Raw genomic sequence first — 18222 nt, forward strand, 5'->3', positions numbered from 1 at the left:
GGTAAAATACTTTTGGAAAATGAAAGACAAAAAGGATATTCCCACACACCATCTCATCTATGGCACCTTAAAGGATTTCATCACTGGAGATGAAATCCTAGACACAGACGACGAACGTTTTCGGCAGGCCATAGCACGATTGTTAGTAGAGAAAAAAGGCTGGTCACGGCATGACATAACTCCACGAAAAAAGATTGAAACACTCTTTGCCGGAAATTTCGTGGTCTCAACTATTGATTTTTTCGTCCAATATGAAGGCACCCCTTTTATGATCGTACGATATGGCCCAGGGTCAATCGTCACAAGAGAGAGACCGGCCATTGCGGCGGCAAGGGTGCTTTTACCAGACACCAGGATTCCATTGGCAGTTGTAACCAATGGGCAAGATGCGGTCATCTTGGAAACACAAAGGGGCAAGAAGATAGGCGAAGGCCTTGAGGCCATCCCTGAAAAATCAGAGGCAAAGGAGCTCTTAAGCACCTATTGGCCTGAACCTTTTCCAGAGGAAAAAAGAGAAAGGGAACTTAGGATCTTAAATGCCTATGACGTAGAGGTCTGTTGCGCCGGGGCTCCATGTCCCCTGCCAGGAGCACCAGAGGGTTAACTAAAGAAAAGGTACCAAGATATACATGAATAACGGGATCTTGGAGACTGATTTTAAGTCAAGGACCGTTCTTTTTATCCTTCCAAAGCCCCAATTGCTCCCTACCATAGGCGAGACGAAAACATAGCCTTTTCCCATATAGTTGGCGGTTGATAGCCATTTTAAAAGGAATTTGAGGTGATTAGCGCCTGTGTGTTCACCGAGCAAGAAGTTGACGCCAATTTCAATTTTTTTTGTTTCACTGTGAATTTGATTAATTTTATTAAGTGCAGACTGTGCATCTGACAATTTGAAGGGCCGTCCAATGATTTCCAATGTTTCCTCGTCTAGTGATTCAATACCAACATTTATGTGTATTCTATCAAAAGGGAGTCCATCCAACTGTCTGAATTCAGAAAGGCTCTTTTCCAAAATAGAGGTAGGACTTCCAAAGAGAAATAACCTCTTTTCCTTAAAAAAGCATCCATCTTTTCCAAATTCGCCAAAGGCAGTGGCTGCTGTATTGGCCAGTAGATCTATATGGACTGACAAGGCATCGTTTTGCCCCAAAAATATAGATGAAAAATTGACTGCCTCTGGCCCGAACCAGGATTTGGTCTCTCTTATGGATTGGCGGACTTCGGTATATGAGCGTTGCCTAAATTCGCTGCCAGTCTTGACGCAGCAGAATTTACAGTTTGCCCTACAGCCTTCCGAGACTATTACTGGCCACACCTCATAGTCTACGAATATTGTCTCTGGAGGAATGACCGGTATGGTAGCCTTTAATATATTTCTGAGCTCAAAGGCCATTTTGGAAAGTCCTCTCGTGTCTAACACACTCGTCCCATTTACAGTTGGTGAAGAGGACTTCGTCCAATTATCCCAATGGCGTAAGGCCTTATTGAGCAAGGCCTTTTCATGGCTATATTCTGCAAGCTGTCCGAGATCCAGTGCTACAGGCACATAATGCCTTCCACACAGACTATATGCCTCTGAGTATAATGATCCGTCGTAATACAGCCACTTTCCACCTATGGTCTGCCTGAATAGATAGCCGGCCTCAAAAATATTTGAAGCCGACTCAATGAAAATCCATTTTAGTCTACCAGCCAGATCTAAGATGTATCTAATACCATCTTCAACACATTCATGATAAATGCCCCGAAATACTACATGAGAATAGGAATCAAAGTCTGATCTACCCTTACGGTTTGAAAATACCTTCACTTAATAAGAGCTTGAGGCCCTAAAAAAGTGGTGGAACGTGGACTATAAATAGTTTTAACACCTGGTTTCCGGTATTTTTCACTCCGTGTTCTTCACCTGATGGAACCAGTATATAGTCTCCTTCTGATATAGCCTGCCACTCGCCATTTACAAAGGCCTGGCCCTCTCCTGAAAGAACATAAATGGAGTCTGCTTGGGTTTCATGAATATGAATAGGTATCTCAATACCCGGCTCAATTTCGAGCATTGAAACACTAAGTCCCTGGTCCTGGGCTTTATCAATTAATGGCAGGAATCCCACTCCTTTAAAACGCGGATGAGGTTTAAATTCCATAGAATCCTTTTTAAAAAAATATGCCATGTCAAAGACCTCCTTAATGCGATTCTTAATGATTTAATGCGACCGATTAGAGTATAATATCTAGCATATTATTCAAAATAATGCACTTATAATCCAGAATAAAAGGATAATTAAAAAAATCACAATTTATCTTAACTATAATTTAAATTGATGTCTCACCCAAACAGTGAACAAGACTTTCGTGTTAAGGAAAAAGACTACTTCTTGACTAGGTTAGTAAATTCCTCAGCAGGGATTGGTGGGCTAAAGAGATAGCCTTGAACCATATCGCAATTGAGTCTTTTTAAGAACTCAAGTTGTTCTTCAGTCTCCACTCCCTCAGCCACTGTTTCCAGCCTTAGACTCTTTGCAAGGGAAATTATGGCCGTGGTGATGGCCTTGCTATCCTGCTTGTCAGGAATTCCCATTACAAAAGACCTATCGATCTTTAATTCGTCTATGGGAAATTGTTTCAAGTAATAGAGAGACGAATAGCCAGTGCCGAAATCATCCATGGACAATCTAATCCCAATCTCTTTAAATCGTCTTAACAGTGATATGGCATTCTCTTCGTCGTCCATAACCACACCTTCTGTTATCTCCAGAGCAATACAATCAGCAGGAATACCATTTGAGCTAACGACCCTGTGTATCTTTTTAACGAGTTCCTTATCCCTAAACTGCCGTGGTGAAAGGTTTATTGCCACATGTATGTCTATACCCTGTTGTCTCCATAATCTTACCTGGCTACAGACCTTTTCGAGCACCCATTCACCAATTGATATTATGAGGCCTGTTTCCTCAGCAATTGAAATGAATTCACCAGGAGAAACAAGATCGCCCTGGTCATTTTGCCATCTAATGAGGGCTTCTGCCCCCTCAATCCTTCCAGATTTGATGTTGATCTTTGGCTGAAAAAATATTCGAAACTCCTCATTTTCCAGTGCCTTATGGAGTTTTTCTTCGAGCTGAATCCGTCTTTTGATCTTTTCATTCATCTGTGGAGTAAATATATGGAGGGCATTTTTCCCATGCTCTTTTGATTTATACATGGCAATTTCGGCATTTTTTATTAGCTCTTCAGCTTCTCTCCCGTCATATGGAAAAAACGTTACCCCCATACTAATGGTCAATCGAATATTGTGATCTCCAATCCTAAAGGGGTTGGCCATAGCCTCTAATATTTTCTTTGATAGATTCAACACATCTTCGTTATTTGAAAGTGAATCCAAGAATACGGCAAACTCATCTCCACCAAGGCGGGCTACAGTATCACTTCTTCCAATACATTTTGTGAGGCGCCTGGCCATTTCCTGGAGTATCTTGTCGCCTACATTGTAACCTATGCCCTCATTTATGAGCCTAAAGTCGTCTATATCAAATAAAAGGATAGCCAGTTTTTCATTGTGACTCTGTGCATGCCTAACTGCCAAGTTCAACCTGTCTGTAAAAAGTTGCCTGTTCGCTAGACCAGTAAGAGCATCATAATTTATCTGAAAATCTAGGGACTCTCGCATCTCTTTTATCTCTGAAATATCGTGAAAGAGTGCAATGTAATTAGTGATCTCCCCGTTTGAATCCTTTATGGCTGTAATGGTCAGATGTTCTGGATAGGCTTGACCGTTTTTGCGCCTGTTCCATATTTCCCCACTCCACTGGCCTTTTTCTAGAATGTCATCCCACATCTTCTTATAAAATTCTGGGCTATGCCTGTCAGACTTGAGGATCCGAGGATTCTTTCCAATCACTTCTTCTGGGCTATAACCAGTAATCCTGGAAAAGGCTGGATTCACCATTAAAATGGTTCCATGTTTATCTGTTATGGTGATACCTTCTATACTGTTTTCAAATATTTTCGTAGCAAGTTCTAACTGCTTTTCATTATGTCTAAGGGCTGTAACATCTTGAATAGTACCAGTTATATATTGGGATCCTCCTTCAATAGAAGGTGAAAAGACAAGTTCACAATGGATCTGTTTGACTTGAACGTGTCCAATTGGTTTTATCTTTAAATCCAGACTTAAAGGCTCTCTTTTTTCCCAAACTCTATGAATAGCTTCAAGAAAGGTCTTTCTATCTTTTTCGCAGATAATTTCTAAAAACTCATCTAGTTTTATCTCCGGATCTGTGGTCTCTTTACCAATGAGCCTCAATAGTCCTTCTGAACATATTATGCGCCCTGTATCTGGATTGAGTTCAAAACTCCCTAACCTTGCAAGTCGCTGTGCATTTACTAGATGAGTTTTGCTGCGCTTCAGGGCATCTTCCATATGTTTTCTATTAATTTCATAAGAAAGAATCTGTCCGAGCACCTTTGATAGAGTCTCGAGGAACTTCAGCTCTTCATCATTTTTTTTGTGACCGGCTTGAAAATAAAGGCAGAGTACACCTAGTAATTCACCTTTAAATTCAATGGGAACTACATAATGACCATGATCAGGCATGGTTGAATGCCTGATATCGTGCTCTTTGGTGATGTGATCGCAAAAAATAATCTCCCGTTTTAAAGCGGCCTGTCCACAAATACACTTTCCGAGTTCAATTTCTTCACATATGTGCTGGAGCTTTTCTTCAAGGTCCTTGTGGACAAAGAGCTTTAATGATCTACTCTTGTGATCATATAAAAAGATGGCCCCTTTTGACTCAAAAGATAGCCACGGAATAGTAAATATCGTCTTCAAGATCCTTTTCATCCGCTCTTTAAGAGGCATGTTTTCCCAGGCCAGGGAAAGAATGGCATTTATTACCTCTAAATGGCGACCTTGACTCTTAAGCGAATCTTGAGCTCTGATTAGTTCAGTAACATCTCGGCCAAATACCACCAGGCCTTTTCTAGAGCCATCTGGATTAAAGATTGGAATTTTGTAGACGTCGAATACCAGTGTTTCCCCATCTGGACAGGAAATGTATTCTTGACTTCGTGTAAGCTTACCCCTTTTCCAGGCTATTTCGTCAATCTTCTCAGAGGTCAAAAATGCATCTTTAAAATGTGGTGAATATTGGGCCAGTTCTGAATCCCGTTTTCCTCTAAAATCAATGTTTTCAAGCCTAAAAAGACTCAAATAGGCTGAATTGGCCTCAAGCCATCGTCCTTCACCATCCTTAAAGCATACTACATCTGGTGTCGCCTCGAACAGTGTCCGCAGTCTCTCCTCGCTTTGTCTAAACTTACTTAATTCACGCAGGATAGTGTCGAGATCTTTGATATCAGCCATTTCTTCCTCTTCACATTATATTAATAAGAAAATAAGAACAGTTTTTTCTATTATCTTTTCGGTGGTAGTCTACTCGCACTTGAGTATTTTTTTCCAACCCCTTGCCTTTTTCATATTAGACATCTATAGTTTTTTTGTAAGCACTCACAGGGAACCCCATCTGAATTGTCGCAGAGTGCTTGACAACGTATAAGGAATACGTTGTGGTGCTCTCAACCTCGCATGTTGACTAACCTGCGAGCGCTTACAGATAGGGGATTTGCAAGAATATGACATTGCTACATCCTGTGAGAGGAACACATTTTTAGATGTTGGCTAATCCAAAATTAAAAAAAGAAGAACTTTCCCCAAATCCCACTATCGAAGACTTTGACTTTGAACCTGGGGTGCGACCCAGGACCCTAAAGGATTTTGTTGGACAAAAAGAGGTTAAAGAAAGCCTAGAGGTCTTTATCAAAGCTGCAAGGGCTAGAGGTGAGGCCCTTGACCACGTACTATTACATGGCTCTCCTGGGCTCGGTAAGACAACATTGGCCTTTATCATAGGTGCAGAGCTTGGAGTAAACGTAAGAAGTACCTCTGGCCCTGTAATAGAACGTGCTGGAGACCTTGCGGCGATACTTACAAATCTTTCACCAGGCGACGTGCTATTCATAGATGAAATACACAGATTGAGCCCTGTAGTGGAAGAAATCCTCTACCCTGCCATGGAAGACTATCATCTAGACCTTGTGATAGGGCAAGGTCCTAGCGCAAGGACCATAAAGATAGATCTTCCTCCATTTACCTTGGTAGGTGCCACAACACGAACCGGTCTTTTATCGCCTCCACTTAGAGATCGATTTGGAGTAATCTTGAGGATAGATTTTTACGATGACTCCGCACTATTCAAGATCGTCAAGCGCTCTGCTTCTCTAATGAATATTCCCATTAGCGATGAAGGTGCCATGGAAATTGCCAGGCGCTCCAGGGGCACACCCAGAATAGCTAACCGACTTCTACGAAGGGTACGCGACTTTGCTGAGGTAAAGGCAGATGGCTTTATTTCAAAAGAAGTAGCGGACATGGCCTTGCGATTACTCAATGTGGACCAAGAAGGACTAGATCAAATGGATCGTATGATACTAGTTACGATTATTGATAAATTTGGAGGGGGTCCAGTAGGTATCGACACTATTGCCACCACTATAGGAGAAGAGAGTTCGACGATTGAAGACGTTTATGAGCCATTCCTTATACAAAAGGGCTATCTACATAGAACTCCAAGGGGTAGGGTGGCTACTAGGCTTGCCTATGAACATCTTAACAGGACTTGGGACTAATTAGTTCCCTTGTCCTCAACTTAGAGAGGATAGGAGATGGATTCTAAAAGACTGACAATCAATGACCTTAAATTAAACCTTGAACCAGACGCACTGGGCTTTGAACGCCTGAGCGAAGTAGGCACTCCACAAGAAGTCAATGCCTTTGGCCAGGAAAGGGCCGTAGACGCCATGGAATTTGGACTCAGGGTAAAACACCCTGACTTCAACGTTTACGTTGCAGGTTACAAGGAGACGGGCTTATTTGAACTCGCTGAACTTTTGGTAAAAAAAGCAGCTCTCAGCATTACCAAGGCCCCATCGGACTGGGTCTACTGCTTCAATTTCAAAAATCCAGATTGTCCTATTGCCATTGAACTTCCCAAGGGTAAAGGCAGTGAGTTCAAAGCCGATATGGCCACCTTGATAGACAACCTTAAACTACAGATCCCACAGATCTTTGAAAGTGAGACCTATGTTACCAGAAAAGAAGAGGTCATACGGGAATTCAACAAGGCTAGAAGTCAGGTGTTCGAGGAGTTGGATAAAAAGGCAAAGGATAACGGTTTTATCCTTCAGGCAGACCAGACTGGAATGATGGTAATACCTGCCAAAGAAGACGGTTCTCCTTTTACTCCTGACGACATCTCTAAACTGCCAGAAGACAAACAAGAAGAATTTAAAAAGAAAAGTGAATACCTCCATAGGGAAATGGGGGTGGCCATGCGGCGTATTAACACTCTGGAACAAGAAGTACGCCAACGCCTCAAGGAACTTGATCAGACACTGGTATCCCAAACTGTAGAAACCTACATAAAGAAGGTCAGGGAAAAATATCACTATAACGAGCTAATCCTCGATTATTTAGAACAGGTCCACAAAGACATCGTAAAAAATCTGGAAAGCTTTAAACCAAGACCCCAGGGCCAAACCCCTTTTCCATTCATGGGAATGGAGCCGACCTTTACCCAGTACGATGTAAACTTGTTTGTTGACAATTCCGAGACAGAAGGAATCCCAGTCATAATCGAGACCAATCCAAGCTATAACAACCTATTTGGGACTGTGGAAAGAAAAGCACAATTTGGTGCCCTTTTCACAGATTTTACCATGATAAAAGCCGGCTCAATACACAAGGCAAATGGTGGATTCCTTATAGTAAAGGCCCTTGACCTTCTCAAAAAACCATTTGCATACGAGGCCTTAAAAAGGGCCATAAAAGAGAGGAAGATTGAGATAGAGGACCTTGGAGAACAGTTCGGGCTATTTACCACCAAGGCACTAAAGCCAAAGGCCATTCCCCTAGACATAAAAATCGTGCTAGTAGGCGACCCAGGTCTATATCAGTTGCTCTACAATTTGGATGAGGACTTCAGGGAAATATTTAAAATCAAGGCCCACATGGACGTTCACGTGGACAGAAAAGACGAAAAATTAAAGGAATTTTGTCAAGGTCTCTACGATATAGTGAAACGTCACGATCTTCTTGATTTACACAATAGCGCTGTAACAAGACTAATAGAATACAGTGCACAGCTAGCAGGGTCAAAAGACAAGCTATCATTAAGGGTAAAGGACCTTGAAGACCTACTAATTGAAAGTAACTTCTGGGCCCAACAAGACGACAGCCAGATCATAGAGGAACGCCATGTAGAACAGGCAATCGAAAAGCGCAGGTACAGAAATAGCCTATTTGAAGACCACATAAAAGAATATCTTGAAAAGGAAAAGATCAAGGTTGCAACCACCGGTTATAAGGTTGGCCAGGTCAATGGATTGGCAGTATATGACCTTGGTGACTACATGTTTGGCAAACCCTCGAGGATCACTGCCACTATTGCCCTTGGTAAAGAAGGGGTAATTGACATAGAGCGTGAGTCCGACCTCAGCGGGAATATTCATACAAAAGGGGTAATGATTCTATCTGGTTATCTTCGCTCAATATTTGCAATGGATCAACCTCTTACCCTTACAGCTACACTTTGTTTTGAGCAAAGTTATGGAATGGTAGACGGCGACTCTGCCTCTGGTGCCGAACTCTTTGCACTTCTTTCAGCCCTCTCTGATGTACCAATTGACCAGGGTAAAGCGGTCACCGGCGCTGTAAGCCAAAAGGGAGAGATCCTTCCTGTAGGTGGCGTCACTCAAAAAGTGGAAGGTTTCTTCGATCTCTGTAAGGCAAAGGGACTAACTGGTTCTCAGGGAGTCATAATACCCAAGGCACACGTAGAAAATCTAATTTTGAAAAAGGAAGTTGTAGAGGCCGTGGAACAAGGCAAATTCCACATCTGGGCCATAGAAAGAGTGGAAGAAGGAATTGAGATCCTAACAGGCCTCCCAGCCGGAGAAAGGGATGCTACGGGCCAATTCCCCGAAAACACCGTGTTTTATAGAGTAGAACAGAGATTAAAGGAGTTGTCAGAAAAGGCGAAAAACTTTCTAAAAGATAAAAAAGAACAAGAAAATTAGTAGCATAAATAGGCTAGCATGACGGCAATATGGGTTTATTGGATGAGCTCAAGGGCCATTTGAGCAGCACGCCTGCTTGCCCCCGGTCCGCCGAGTTTGTCCTTAACCCTTTTTAAATCGCGGATGACTGCTAGCCTTTTTTCTTTACTTGAGAGGAGTTCTTTCAAAGCGGAACTCAGTGTGGCTGGATTGGCATCTTCTTGAATAAACTCCTTTACTACCTCCTTCTCTGCTACGATATTCGTAAGAGAAATATGTGGTATTTTTACAAAAATCCTACCCAATGTATAGGTGATCGGAGATACCCTATACATAACAACATGCGGGACCTCAAGGATCGTAGCCTCAAGAGTCACTGTCCCAGAGGCCAAAAGGAGTGCGTCAGAGGCGTTCATTGCATCATAGGTCTTGCCTACTACTATTTTAATACCAGCCTCTTTAAGAAGAGTATCCATGTCTTGAGAGATTATGGCTTTGTCAATTATTGGAAGTACAAATTGACAATCAAAATCCTTCTTCAAAAGATTCGCCGTTTCTACCATTATAGGGAGATGTCTCCTGAGTTCTCCCTTTCTGCTGCCAGGTAGTAGCCCTATAGTTGGCAATCCTGGATCAAGACCCAAACTTGACAAAAATTCTTCTCTATCGTGCTCCACATGGATTACATCTACCAACGGGTGGCCTACAAATCTGGCATTCACTCCCCTTTTCCTCAAAAAACCTTCTTCAAAGGGAAGGATCACAGCGCAGGCGTTGCAAAAGGATCGCAAGAGCTTTGTCCGATGCTCCTTCCAAGCCCATACCTGGGGGGTGATGTAGTACATCACAGGGATTCCAAGTCGAGAGGCATAGCGTAGGACTTTCAAATTAAATCCAGGATAGTCTATAAGCACCAGGAGATCTGGCCGTTTATTTTTCAAGTATCTTTTTACTAGGCTGTATGCTGAGTAAATATGCCTGATTTCTCGCAAAATCTCGGTGAGGCCAACAACGGAAAGAAGCGATGCATCATAGAGCGTTCTCAGGCCCTGTTTCTTCATTAGCTCCCCGCCGATTCCTGAAAAGCCTATTTCAAAGGGAGCTAACTCTCGGATGGCCTTTATTAAGTTTGCTCCATGAAGATCTCCTGATGCCTCTCCTGCAATTAGAAAGATTTCTTTCCTATGCACTCTTCATAAACTCCGAGCCCTTCCTGAATTTTTGCCTTGATCTGTTGGGCTACCTCGAGGGCCTTGAGCCCGTCTTCTCCGGCAACCTTGGGCTTTACTCCATTTTTGATGCAATCAACAAAATGCATGAGTTCATCCATCAATATATCTGACCTTTCATGAGAGATTGGCCTGGGAACGATTGCCTCTGTTGGAGGCCTTTCTAAATCTGCTGTCACCATGAGGTTACTTTGTTCAAGACAGTCTGCGGACAGATATAAGCCTGGCTGGAATATCCTGATTCGCCTCATGGTCTGAAGGGATATACGGCTTGCAGTAAGGTTTGCATTGCAGCCATTTTCAAACATTATCCTTGCGTTGGCGATATCTATCTTAGGACTGAGCACAGGGACTCCAACGGCCCTGATCTCTTTAATCTCTGAATTCACAAATGCAAGGGTAAGATCAATATCGTGGATCATGAGATCGAGAATGACGTCCACGTCCAATGCCCTTTCCTTAAATCCGCTGAGCCTATGGGCCTCGATAAAGAGTGGCTTCTCAACGTGATCTTCCAAAAATCTTATTGCTGGATTAAATCGCTCCAAATGGCCCACCTGAAGAATACACCCTTTTTCCTTAGCTATCTCGATGAGCGCTTCAGCCTCATAAAGATGTTCAGTAATTGGCTTTTCAACTAGACAATGGACCCCGGCTTCAAGGAAATATTTTGCAATCTCAAAGTGTTGATTTGTAGGCACAACTATGCTGACGGCATCTACTTCTGAAGCTATCTCTCTATAATCTTTTATAAAACGCGAACCAGTTTCTTTTGCTACTTCCTCTCCTCTCTTTTCTGAGATATCACACACATACAAAAGTTCAACATCTTGCATCGATGCATATTTCTGGGCATGAAATCTGCCGAGATACCCTACTCCTATAACTCCTACCTTCATCATATCTCACTCCATAATCTACGATTAGTGATTCACGGTGTAGGAGCACGGTTCACGGCGCCAGGTGCATAATCGGGGGTTTGGAGAGATAACGTACACCGTTTACCGTGTACCGTGGACCGTTTACCGCTCTGTGAAGTTTACGTTGGATCAATTCCAACGATGGCTATTCCATGTTGATCAGCCAATTCTATGGCCTTTTCTCTGTCAAAAAAAAGGCTTTTTCCAGCCTCTAGGGCGAGCACCCTTGCCTTTGCCTCAATCATTTGCCTTATGGTGCCAAGGCCGGCAGAGGGAACGTCAAATCTCAGATCCTGATCTGGTTTTGCAACCTTTACCACAACTGCTCCCTGACCTGTGAGCCTACCACCTCTCGCAATTGTCTCATCTGTCCCTTCCATGGCCTCTACTGCCACAACTGTTCGATCTTTAACCACTATAGTCTGTCCGATGTCAAGGGCCCCTATCTTTTTTTGGATTGCGTAGCCAAACTTAATGTCTTCTTCTTCATCCTTAGTGGGCCTACGCTTTGTCAATATACCTTTAGGGGTATATAGGTCCTCTAGAAAATATGTGGAGGGAACGATTTCTATCCCCTCTTTTTCCAATTCCCCTGAAACGGCTCTTAGGATAGAATCATCAAGTCTTGAACCAATTTTTCGCCATAAATTTAAGGCCCTTATATCAGGCCTTACATCATAGAACATCCTCTTTTTGGTGATGGTTCCTGCAAACAGGGCCTTTTTGCATCCATTTTTTTTTAGGGTCTTGATAATCTTTCCAAGCTGCCCAAGATGTACCCATTTGGTCACATGGGCGTGTTTTTCTATCTCTTGAGATGTCTCGCCCTTGTGGGCAATGGCTATTACTAGCTTATTGGCCTCCCTTGCCGACTTTGCACAGAGGATGGGGAAATTACCTCCCCCTGCAACAATGCCAAAAGGTTCTTGGTTAGCGTCCATTCTCCTCTTCACCTGCCCTAGGAATTCCCATCTTGGAGTCTTCTATAAACTTCAAAAAATTCAACACCTCTTGAAATTCCCCATATATTGTTCGGGCTTCCTCTATTGCATCTTTTAGATGACCCTCTCTTTGAAACACTATCCTATAGCTGTCTCTTAAGGCCTTTAGGACATCTCTTGAAAAACCGTGACGCTTGAGCCCTATGAGATTAAGTCCATAGACATTTCCTCTCTGGCCCCAATAGCGAAGATAGGGAGGTATATCCTTATTTACACCACTCATTCCACCTAAAAAGGCATATTCTCCAATTTTACAAAATTGATGGACTGCACTAAGGCCTCCTATCACTACAAAGTCTCCTACCACTACATGGCCTGCAAGGGTTGCTCCATTGGCCATAATGACCCTATTGCCCACCTGACAGTCATGTGCAATATGGGAATATGCCATTATCATACAGCCCTTTCCTACCCTGGTGACACCGCCACCATCCTTGGTGCCCCTGTGTATGGTAACAAATTCCCTGACCTGAGTCCCCTCTTCAATAATCACCTTGGTGGGCTCACCAGCATATTTAACATCCTGAGGCGCTGCACCAATTGAGGCAAACTGAAATATTTTGCACTGAGGTCCAATGGTAGTATTACCTTCTATTACTGCGTGAGGGCCTACATATACCCCATCCTGGAGCTCAACCTCTTTTCCTATTACTGCATAAGGGCCAATTGTCACATTATTACCGAGCCTAGCCCCGTCTTCCACCACTGCTGTTTTGTGTATGTTAATATTGCTTCCCAAAGTTTTCCCCCATTATGACTTTTTATGTTCCTGCGGCCATCATCCCGTCACCTATTCTTCCTTTTGAACAGCCGCCATCAATTCGGCCTCAGCCACTATCTTTCCATCTACAAACGTCTCACCCTTCATCTTCCATATATTAGCCTTTTTCTTTAAAAGGGTAAGTTTCATTAAGAGCTGATCCCCTGGTCGAACAGGACGTCTGAACTTGACCTTGTCCATACCTGCAAATACCAACAAACTGTCTTTTAGCGATGGCTCAGTCTTTTTTGCAAACAAAATCCCGGCCTGAGCCATGGCCTCGAGTATTAGTACTCCGGGCATTATGGGTTCACCTGGAAAGTGCCCCTGAAAGAAGGGTTCATTTATTGTACAGTTCTTGATGCAGGTTATTGACTCGTCAGCCACAAAATCTGATATCCTATCTACTAGCAAAAAGGGATATCTATGAGGTAAAAGCTCTAAAATCTCATTGTGATCCATCAATCCCCTCCTTCTTGAGTTCTCGTACGGCCTTCTTCAGAGACGACACCTCTTTGAAGAGCTCTGGAAGCCTTTTCACTAGAGAAGACACCTTTAACCACACCCTATGCGGTACAGCAGGACTCCCTGAGACAATTGAGTCGTCTGGAATGCTTTGAGCAACACCACTCTGTGCCCCAATCTTCACTCTGTCGCCGATCTTTATATGACCAACTACTCCAACCTGGCCTCCAAGCATACAATTTTTACCTATGCTAGTGCTCCCTGCTATGCCAACCTGGGAGACAATTATGGTATTTTCACCAATATTACAATTGTGGGCAATCTGTACAAGGTTATCTATCTTGGTCCCCTTTGAGATCCTCGTTTCACCAAAAGTGGCACGGTCAATGGTAGTATTTGCTCCAATCTCGCAGTCATCCTCTATAACCACTCTGCCTACCTGAGGAATTTTTACAAAACTCAAGCCATCCTGGGCAAATCCGAATCCATCACTCCCAATGACAGCTCCTGCATGTATGATACATCTTCTGCCTATAACTGTTTTGCTATAGAGCGTAACATTGGCATATATGGTTGAATCATCCCCGATCTCACAATCATCACCTATGAAAACCCCTGGATAGATAGTGACCCTTTTTCCTATTTTCACTCTATCGCCTATGTAGGCCCCAGGATAAATGGTGACTTCCTTTTCTATTGACGCGTCTTGGCCAATTCGTGCCCCTTCCATGACCCCTTTAGCCAAAAAGGGTTTGCTAATAAAGAAATTGAGTACCTTTGCAAATGCCAGATACGGATCCTTTACAAAGACTGAAGGCACAGGGCTTTCCATTGACCAGTTCTGTGGAAGAATTAGAGCTGAGGCCCTAGTCTCTAGCACTTTGTCCTTGAGACGTGTTCCTACGGCAAAGCTAATCTCACCGGGACCCGCCTGGTCAAGGGGTGCAATGGCCCTTATTTTAAGGTCCTCAGGGCCTGCTAACCTACCATCTACAAGCTCACTTATCTCTTTAAGAGTCAATTCCTTCATATCATTATCCTTTATATGAGTCATCATCCAATCTTTTGCCACAGGCTGGAAGACCTCACCACAGCCTGAAAATTTATATCTAAAATCGCAGTCCGTCTTTTACACTTTCCAGACGAACGCACTCAGGCGCTCTTGTAAAGTATTAGAAACTTCCTCCCATCCTAAATTCCCAATTACTCTTTTCTTCACCCACTTTGGTGTTGAGATTATAACCCCACTCGATTCTAAGGGGTCCCATTGGAGAAAGCCAACGGACTCCAAAGCCAACAGAGTAACGAACATCTCCAAAACCAGCGTTGGAAAAATTCTCCCAGACGTTCCCAGTGTCAAAGAAGACCACACCGTGAAGGCCCATGTCCCTTATCAAGGGGAAGATACCTTCTGTCTGTGCATAGGCCATGAATTCACCACCTACCCTCTCACCTGTTGCTGGATCAATGGGGCTGACCCTGCCGTACTTATAACCTCTAATAGAGTCAATACCGCCCAGGAAGAATCTCTCATATACTGGAAGTTTTCCCCCGGTTCCTTGTGTAATATAGCCTGATCCAACGCGGATGTGTCCAACAAGACTCTTCCACAATTGGTGATAATAACTCAATGTACCTTCAACCTTTATATAGGCGCTATCACCTCCGAGCACTCCACCTGCATACTCGGTATTTATGCTATTATTCCATCCAATAGTGGGAAGATAATAATCATTTCTGGTATCATATCTAAGTCCAAGGCTTATTGCCCTTGTAGTGTGGATGTCTAAAGACTCTCTGATTATCTGTGAGGAAAATACAGAGAGGTCTGAAAGTGTGGTGTTATCGATCCTCAGCCCCCAATATATGTTTAGATTATCTGAAAGGGGATAGCCAAGCCTCACTGCTCCACCACTGCTATCCTTAGTATAGTCATCATATTGCCTATTCCAATTATATAAATCAAAACCAAATGAAAGACGGGTATCTCTCAGATATGGTTCCACAAAACTCAATGAATACCGGTTAGTGGTGGAACCAAGTAGGCCTTTAAAGCTCAATGTCTGGCCTTTTCCGAGGAAGTTTCGCTGGCTTATCTCGCCCATCAAGATCAATTTATCGACTGAACTGTAACCAGCACCTATACTAAAGGTTCCGGTGGGGCGCTCCTTTACCTTTACTCTCAGACGCATTGTGTCATCACTAGAACCCCTTTCTGGTGTGAGATTTATATCCTCAAAGTATCCAAGACGTCCCAGTCGCTGTCTGCTTTTCCTAAGTCCAGACGCACTAAAGGGTTCAAGTTCGTTGACCCTCAATTCACGCCTGATCACCTTGTCTCTAGTTCTGGTATTCCCGACGATCTCTATACGTTCAAAATGGACCTTAGGGCCAGTTGCAACCCTGAATGTAATATCTACGATCTTCTTATCACGATGTTTTTTGATATCCGGTGTCGTATCTGCATAGGCAAAACCTTCATCTGCAAATATATCATTCAACTTGATGATATCTTGCCTCAAAGTCTCCTGATTAAATTTTTCCCCTGGTTTGGTCTGAATTTTGCTTAAAAGAAGTGTCTTATCTTTAAAATAATCTTGGGCTACATCAACCTTGCCTATCTTATAGACTTCTCCCTCTTCAACTGGAATGGTTATGTATATCCACTTACCCCTTCGTTCTACCTTAGGTTTCCCAACCCTTGCATCTATGTATCCTTGATTGTGATAATATGCGCTAATCCTACCCCTGTCTCTGTCCAATGCATCCCATTTAAGTACTGCCGCATCCCCCTTTAACAAGGACAACCAGTTTGAAATAGACGGTTTCCAAATAGGCTGCTTTTCCTTGGTTTCCATGAGGGCTTTGAGTTCATCATCTGAAAATGCCTTATTACCCACGATCTTGATTTCTTTAATTAATACCTTTTCTCCTTCAAATATATCAAAGGTGACGTCTGCTGCCTCTTGAGACACCTGTACATAAGACGGTGTGACCTTAGTACCAAGATAGCCCTTTTCAGCATACAATGCTTCGATCTTTTGGGCGTTCTCTACAAGTTTTTTGTCATTTATTATGTCATACCTCTTTAAATCTATCGCCTCTTTTAGCTTATCATCCTTAATCACCTTATTTCCTTTAAAAATGATCTTTCGAATGGAAGGCTTCTCCCGTACTATATAGGTAATGATCTTTCCATCTGGACTATCTTCAACATCAACCCGAATATCATCGAAAAAGCCCATCTTAAATATCTGTTTTATTGAATCCCTAATCTTAACGGGATCATACATATCATCCTCTTTGATGAGCGATTTCTGAAGAATTGCATCGGTGTCCGCACGTCTATTTCCAACAACCCGTAGCTTTGCAACTTTTAGCGGTTGAGTTAATTCATCTGCCAAGATATCAACGAGATGCGTAACCAAAGGAGATTGATCGGCAATAGTACCTTCCTTTGACAATAGCTGTTTCTTTTTCTTTCCAGGCCCTAACCACATTGCATCTAAATTGATGCTCATGGCCTTCCCCATGACGATCAAAGAGCCTGCAACCAAAAACTGGGCCCCTTGGTTCGCGCAGGCCTTGGCGACATCTGATTCATCAGACTTTGAAGAATCCTCAATGGGAATTGCCTCTATACCTTTTCCAGCAAGCTTTCGAATGATTGAGTCGCGGATATCCTTAGATAATCCCTTAAAATCTAAAGGACCTATATATTCTGGTTCAAGGATGCAGGCCTTAATGGGAGGAGAAATGACCTTGGCATCACAGATCTTAGACAGTGGGAAAATAAGATAAAGAATACATAAGAATAAAATCTTATTCATCTCTAAACTCCTCAAGCACACCTTTTGAAAGGAGGAATGTACGTGTAGCTATACGGGAAAGCCTTGGGTTGTGGGTTACAAACACGATAGTTGTGCCGAACTCTCTATTTATTAAGGAAAAAAGCTCTGCGACCTTATCAGTAGCAGCCTCATCGAGATTGCCCGTAGGTTCGTCTGCGAAGAGGATATCAGGCTGTTTTACCATAGCACGGATTATTGCCACCCGCTGTTGTTCTCCCCCTGAAAGTAATTTAACAGGACTGTTGATCCTATCAGAAAGATCAAGGAGATCAAACAGTTTCTTAGCATGTTCCTTGACCTTCTTCAATGAGGCCCCTTGAATTAAAAAAGGCATACAGGCATTTTCAATAGCAGAAAACTCCGGAAGCAGGTGATGCATCTGAAATACGAACCCAAGCCTTTCATTTCTCAATCTTGCGAGTTCATTTGAGCCGAGCTGGGAGACATCGGTACCAAAGAGCAAGACTTTACCTCGTGTTGGCCGGTCAAGGGTGCTCAAAAGATGAATGAGAGTGGTCTTTCCCACTCCTGACGCCCCCATGATACTAATAATCTCGCCTTGGAAAAAACTACAGCTAAGCCCCTTCAGGACCACTGCGTCATGGCCGTTGAATAAATATTGACGATAAATCGATTTAGCTTCTATAATAGGCTGCAATTTTTTTATCTAATATAAAAATTAAACACTCACAAATTCGATCATTAAAATTTTAAAAATAACTAAATAAAACAGGCACACTTAAATTATGAAAATATCTTGCTATAAGCCTATTCATGGTTTATTATATCAAAATTTGAATATCGAATATATTTAAAATTTCAAATTCACTCTTTATAGTAAGTTGGCAATGATAGTTCAGGACTTTACTTCAGTCAATG

The 18222-nt window shown here is 42.7% G+C and carries 14 protein-coding genes; 3 read left to right on the forward strand and 11 right to left on the reverse strand.

The window, feature by feature from the left end:
* Positions 1 to 19: 19 nt before the first annotated feature.
* Positions 20 to 604, forward strand: a complete 585-nt coding sequence (locus DBT_RS08060; protein ID WP_067618936.1) for a type I restriction enzyme HsdR N-terminal domain-containing protein — start codon at positions 20 to 22, stop codon at positions 602 to 604.
* Here the strand turns inward: DBT_RS08060 and DBT_RS08065 are convergent, their stop codons facing one another.
* From DBT_RS08065 to DBT_RS08075, 3 genes are all read right to left on the reverse strand, one after another.
* Positions 605 to 1813 (reverse strand): radical SAM protein, encoded by a 1209-nt coding sequence (locus DBT_RS08065; protein WP_067618939.1) that lies wholly within the window; start codon positions 1811 to 1813, stop codon positions 605 to 607.
* Between the two features lie 19 nt (positions 1814 to 1832).
* Positions 1833 to 2174: a cupin domain-containing protein gene (locus DBT_RS08070; protein WP_067618943.1), complete on the reverse strand. Its 342-nt coding sequence runs from the start codon at positions 2172 to 2174 to the stop codon at positions 1833 to 1835.
* A 197-nt stretch (positions 2175 to 2371) separates the two neighbouring features.
* On the reverse strand, positions 2372 to 5368 hold the full coding sequence (locus DBT_RS08075; protein WP_067618946.1) for an EAL domain-containing protein: 2997 nt from the start codon (positions 5366 to 5368) through the stop codon (positions 2372 to 2374).
* A gap of 308 nt (positions 5369 to 5676) precedes the next feature.
* Between DBT_RS08075 and ruvB the strand changes: the two genes are divergently transcribed.
* Together ruvB and DBT_RS08085 are read left to right on the forward strand one after the other, a co-directional pair.
* Positions 5677 to 6690: a Holliday junction branch migration DNA helicase RuvB gene (gene ruvB / locus DBT_RS08080; protein WP_067618948.1), complete on the forward strand. Its 1014-nt coding sequence runs from the start codon at positions 5677 to 5679 to the stop codon at positions 6688 to 6690.
* Between the two features lie 36 nt (positions 6691 to 6726).
* On the forward strand, positions 6727 to 9138 hold the full coding sequence (locus DBT_RS08085; RefSeq protein ID WP_067618951.1) for a Lon protease family protein: 2412 nt from the start codon (positions 6727 to 6729) through the stop codon (positions 9136 to 9138).
* A gap of 35 nt (positions 9139 to 9173) precedes the next feature.
* Here the strand turns inward: DBT_RS08085 and lpxB are convergent, their stop codons facing one another.
* From lpxB to DBT_RS08125, 8 genes are all read right to left on the reverse strand, one after another.
* Positions 9174 to 10307, reverse strand: a complete 1134-nt coding sequence (gene lpxB / locus DBT_RS08090; RefSeq protein ID WP_067618955.1) for a lipid-A-disaccharide synthase — start codon at positions 10305 to 10307, stop codon at positions 9174 to 9176.
* Positions 10283 to 11248, reverse strand: a complete 966-nt coding sequence (locus DBT_RS08095) for a Gfo/Idh/MocA family protein (protein ID WP_067618958.1) — start codon at positions 11246 to 11248, stop codon at positions 10283 to 10285. Before DBT_RS08095 ends, lpxB begins: the two co-directional genes overlap by 25 nt.
* 137 nt (positions 11249 to 11385) lie before the next feature.
* On the reverse strand, positions 11386 to 12207 hold the full coding sequence (locus DBT_RS08100) for an LpxI family protein (RefSeq protein WP_067618961.1): 822 nt from the start codon (positions 12205 to 12207) through the stop codon (positions 11386 to 11388).
* Positions 12197 to 13006 carry an acyl-ACP--UDP-N-acetylglucosamine O-acyltransferase gene (lpxA, locus tag DBT_RS08105; RefSeq protein WP_244155336.1) on the reverse strand — a complete coding sequence of 270 codons (810 nt, stop codon included), beginning with the start codon at positions 13004 to 13006 and terminating at the stop codon, positions 12197 to 12199. Before lpxA ends, DBT_RS08100 begins: the two co-directional genes overlap by 11 nt.
* Before the next feature lie 51 nt (positions 13007 to 13057).
* Complete coding sequence (gene fabZ / locus DBT_RS08110) at positions 13058 to 13489, reverse strand: 3-hydroxyacyl-ACP dehydratase FabZ (RefSeq protein WP_067618964.1); 432 nt, start codon at positions 13487 to 13489, stop codon at positions 13058 to 13060.
* Positions 13476 to 14546: a UDP-3-O-(3-hydroxymyristoyl)glucosamine N-acyltransferase gene (gene lpxD / locus DBT_RS08115; protein WP_244155337.1), complete on the reverse strand. Its 1071-nt coding sequence runs from the start codon at positions 14544 to 14546 to the stop codon at positions 13476 to 13478. Before lpxD ends, fabZ begins: the two co-directional genes overlap by 14 nt.
* Positions 14547 to 14664: 118 nt before the next feature.
* On the reverse strand, positions 14665 to 17322 hold the full coding sequence (gene bamA, locus DBT_RS08120; RefSeq protein WP_067618967.1) for an outer membrane protein assembly factor BamA: 2658 nt from the start codon (positions 17320 to 17322) through the stop codon (positions 14665 to 14667).
* Positions 17315 to 17938 (reverse strand): ABC transporter ATP-binding protein, encoded by a 624-nt coding sequence (locus tag DBT_RS08125; RefSeq protein ID WP_279614875.1) that lies wholly within the window; start codon positions 17936 to 17938, stop codon positions 17315 to 17317. Before DBT_RS08125 ends, bamA begins: the two co-directional genes overlap by 8 nt.
* Positions 17939 to 18222 lie beyond the last annotated feature (284 nt).

Origin of the sequence: Dissulfuribacter thermophilus (genome assembly GCF_001687335.1) — a bacterium.
Lineage (GTDB): Bacteria > Desulfobacterota > Dissulfuribacteria > Dissulfuribacterales > Dissulfuribacteraceae > Dissulfuribacter > Dissulfuribacter thermophilus.

Coding starts and splice junctions, on each gene's coding strand:
- DBT_RS08085 (WP_067618951.1), top strand. CDS start 6,727: ATGGATTCTAAAAGACTGACAATCAATGACCTTAAATTAAACCTTGAA.
- bamA (WP_067618967.1), bottom strand. CDS start 17,322: ATGAATAAGATTTTATTCTTATGTATTCTTTATCTTATTTTCCCACTG.
- DBT_RS08070 (WP_067618943.1), bottom strand. CDS start 2,174: ATGGCATATTTTTTTAAAAAGGATTCTATGGAATTTAAACCTCATCCG.
- DBT_RS08060 (WP_067618936.1), top strand. CDS start 20: ATGAAAGACAAAAAGGATATTCCCACACACCATCTCATCTATGGCACC.
- DBT_RS08100 (WP_067618961.1), bottom strand. CDS start 12,207: ATGGACGCTAACCAAGAACCTTTTGGCATTGTTGCAGGGGGAGGTAAT.
- DBT_RS08095 (WP_067618958.1), bottom strand. CDS start 11,248: ATGATGAAGGTAGGAGTTATAGGAGTAGGGTATCTCGGCAGATTTCAT.
- DBT_RS08075 (WP_067618946.1), bottom strand. CDS start 5,368: ATGGCTGATATCAAAGATCTCGACACTATCCTGCGTGAATTAAGTAAG.
- fabZ (WP_067618964.1), bottom strand. CDS start 13,489: ATGGATCACAATGAGATTTTAGAGCTTTTACCTCATAGATATCCCTTT.
- lpxD (WP_244155337.1), bottom strand. CDS start 14,546: ATGACTCATATAAAGGATAATGATATGAAGGAATTGACTCTTAAAGAG.
- ruvB (WP_067618948.1), top strand. CDS start 5,677: ATGTTGGCTAATCCAAAATTAAAAAAAGAAGAACTTTCCCCAAATCCC.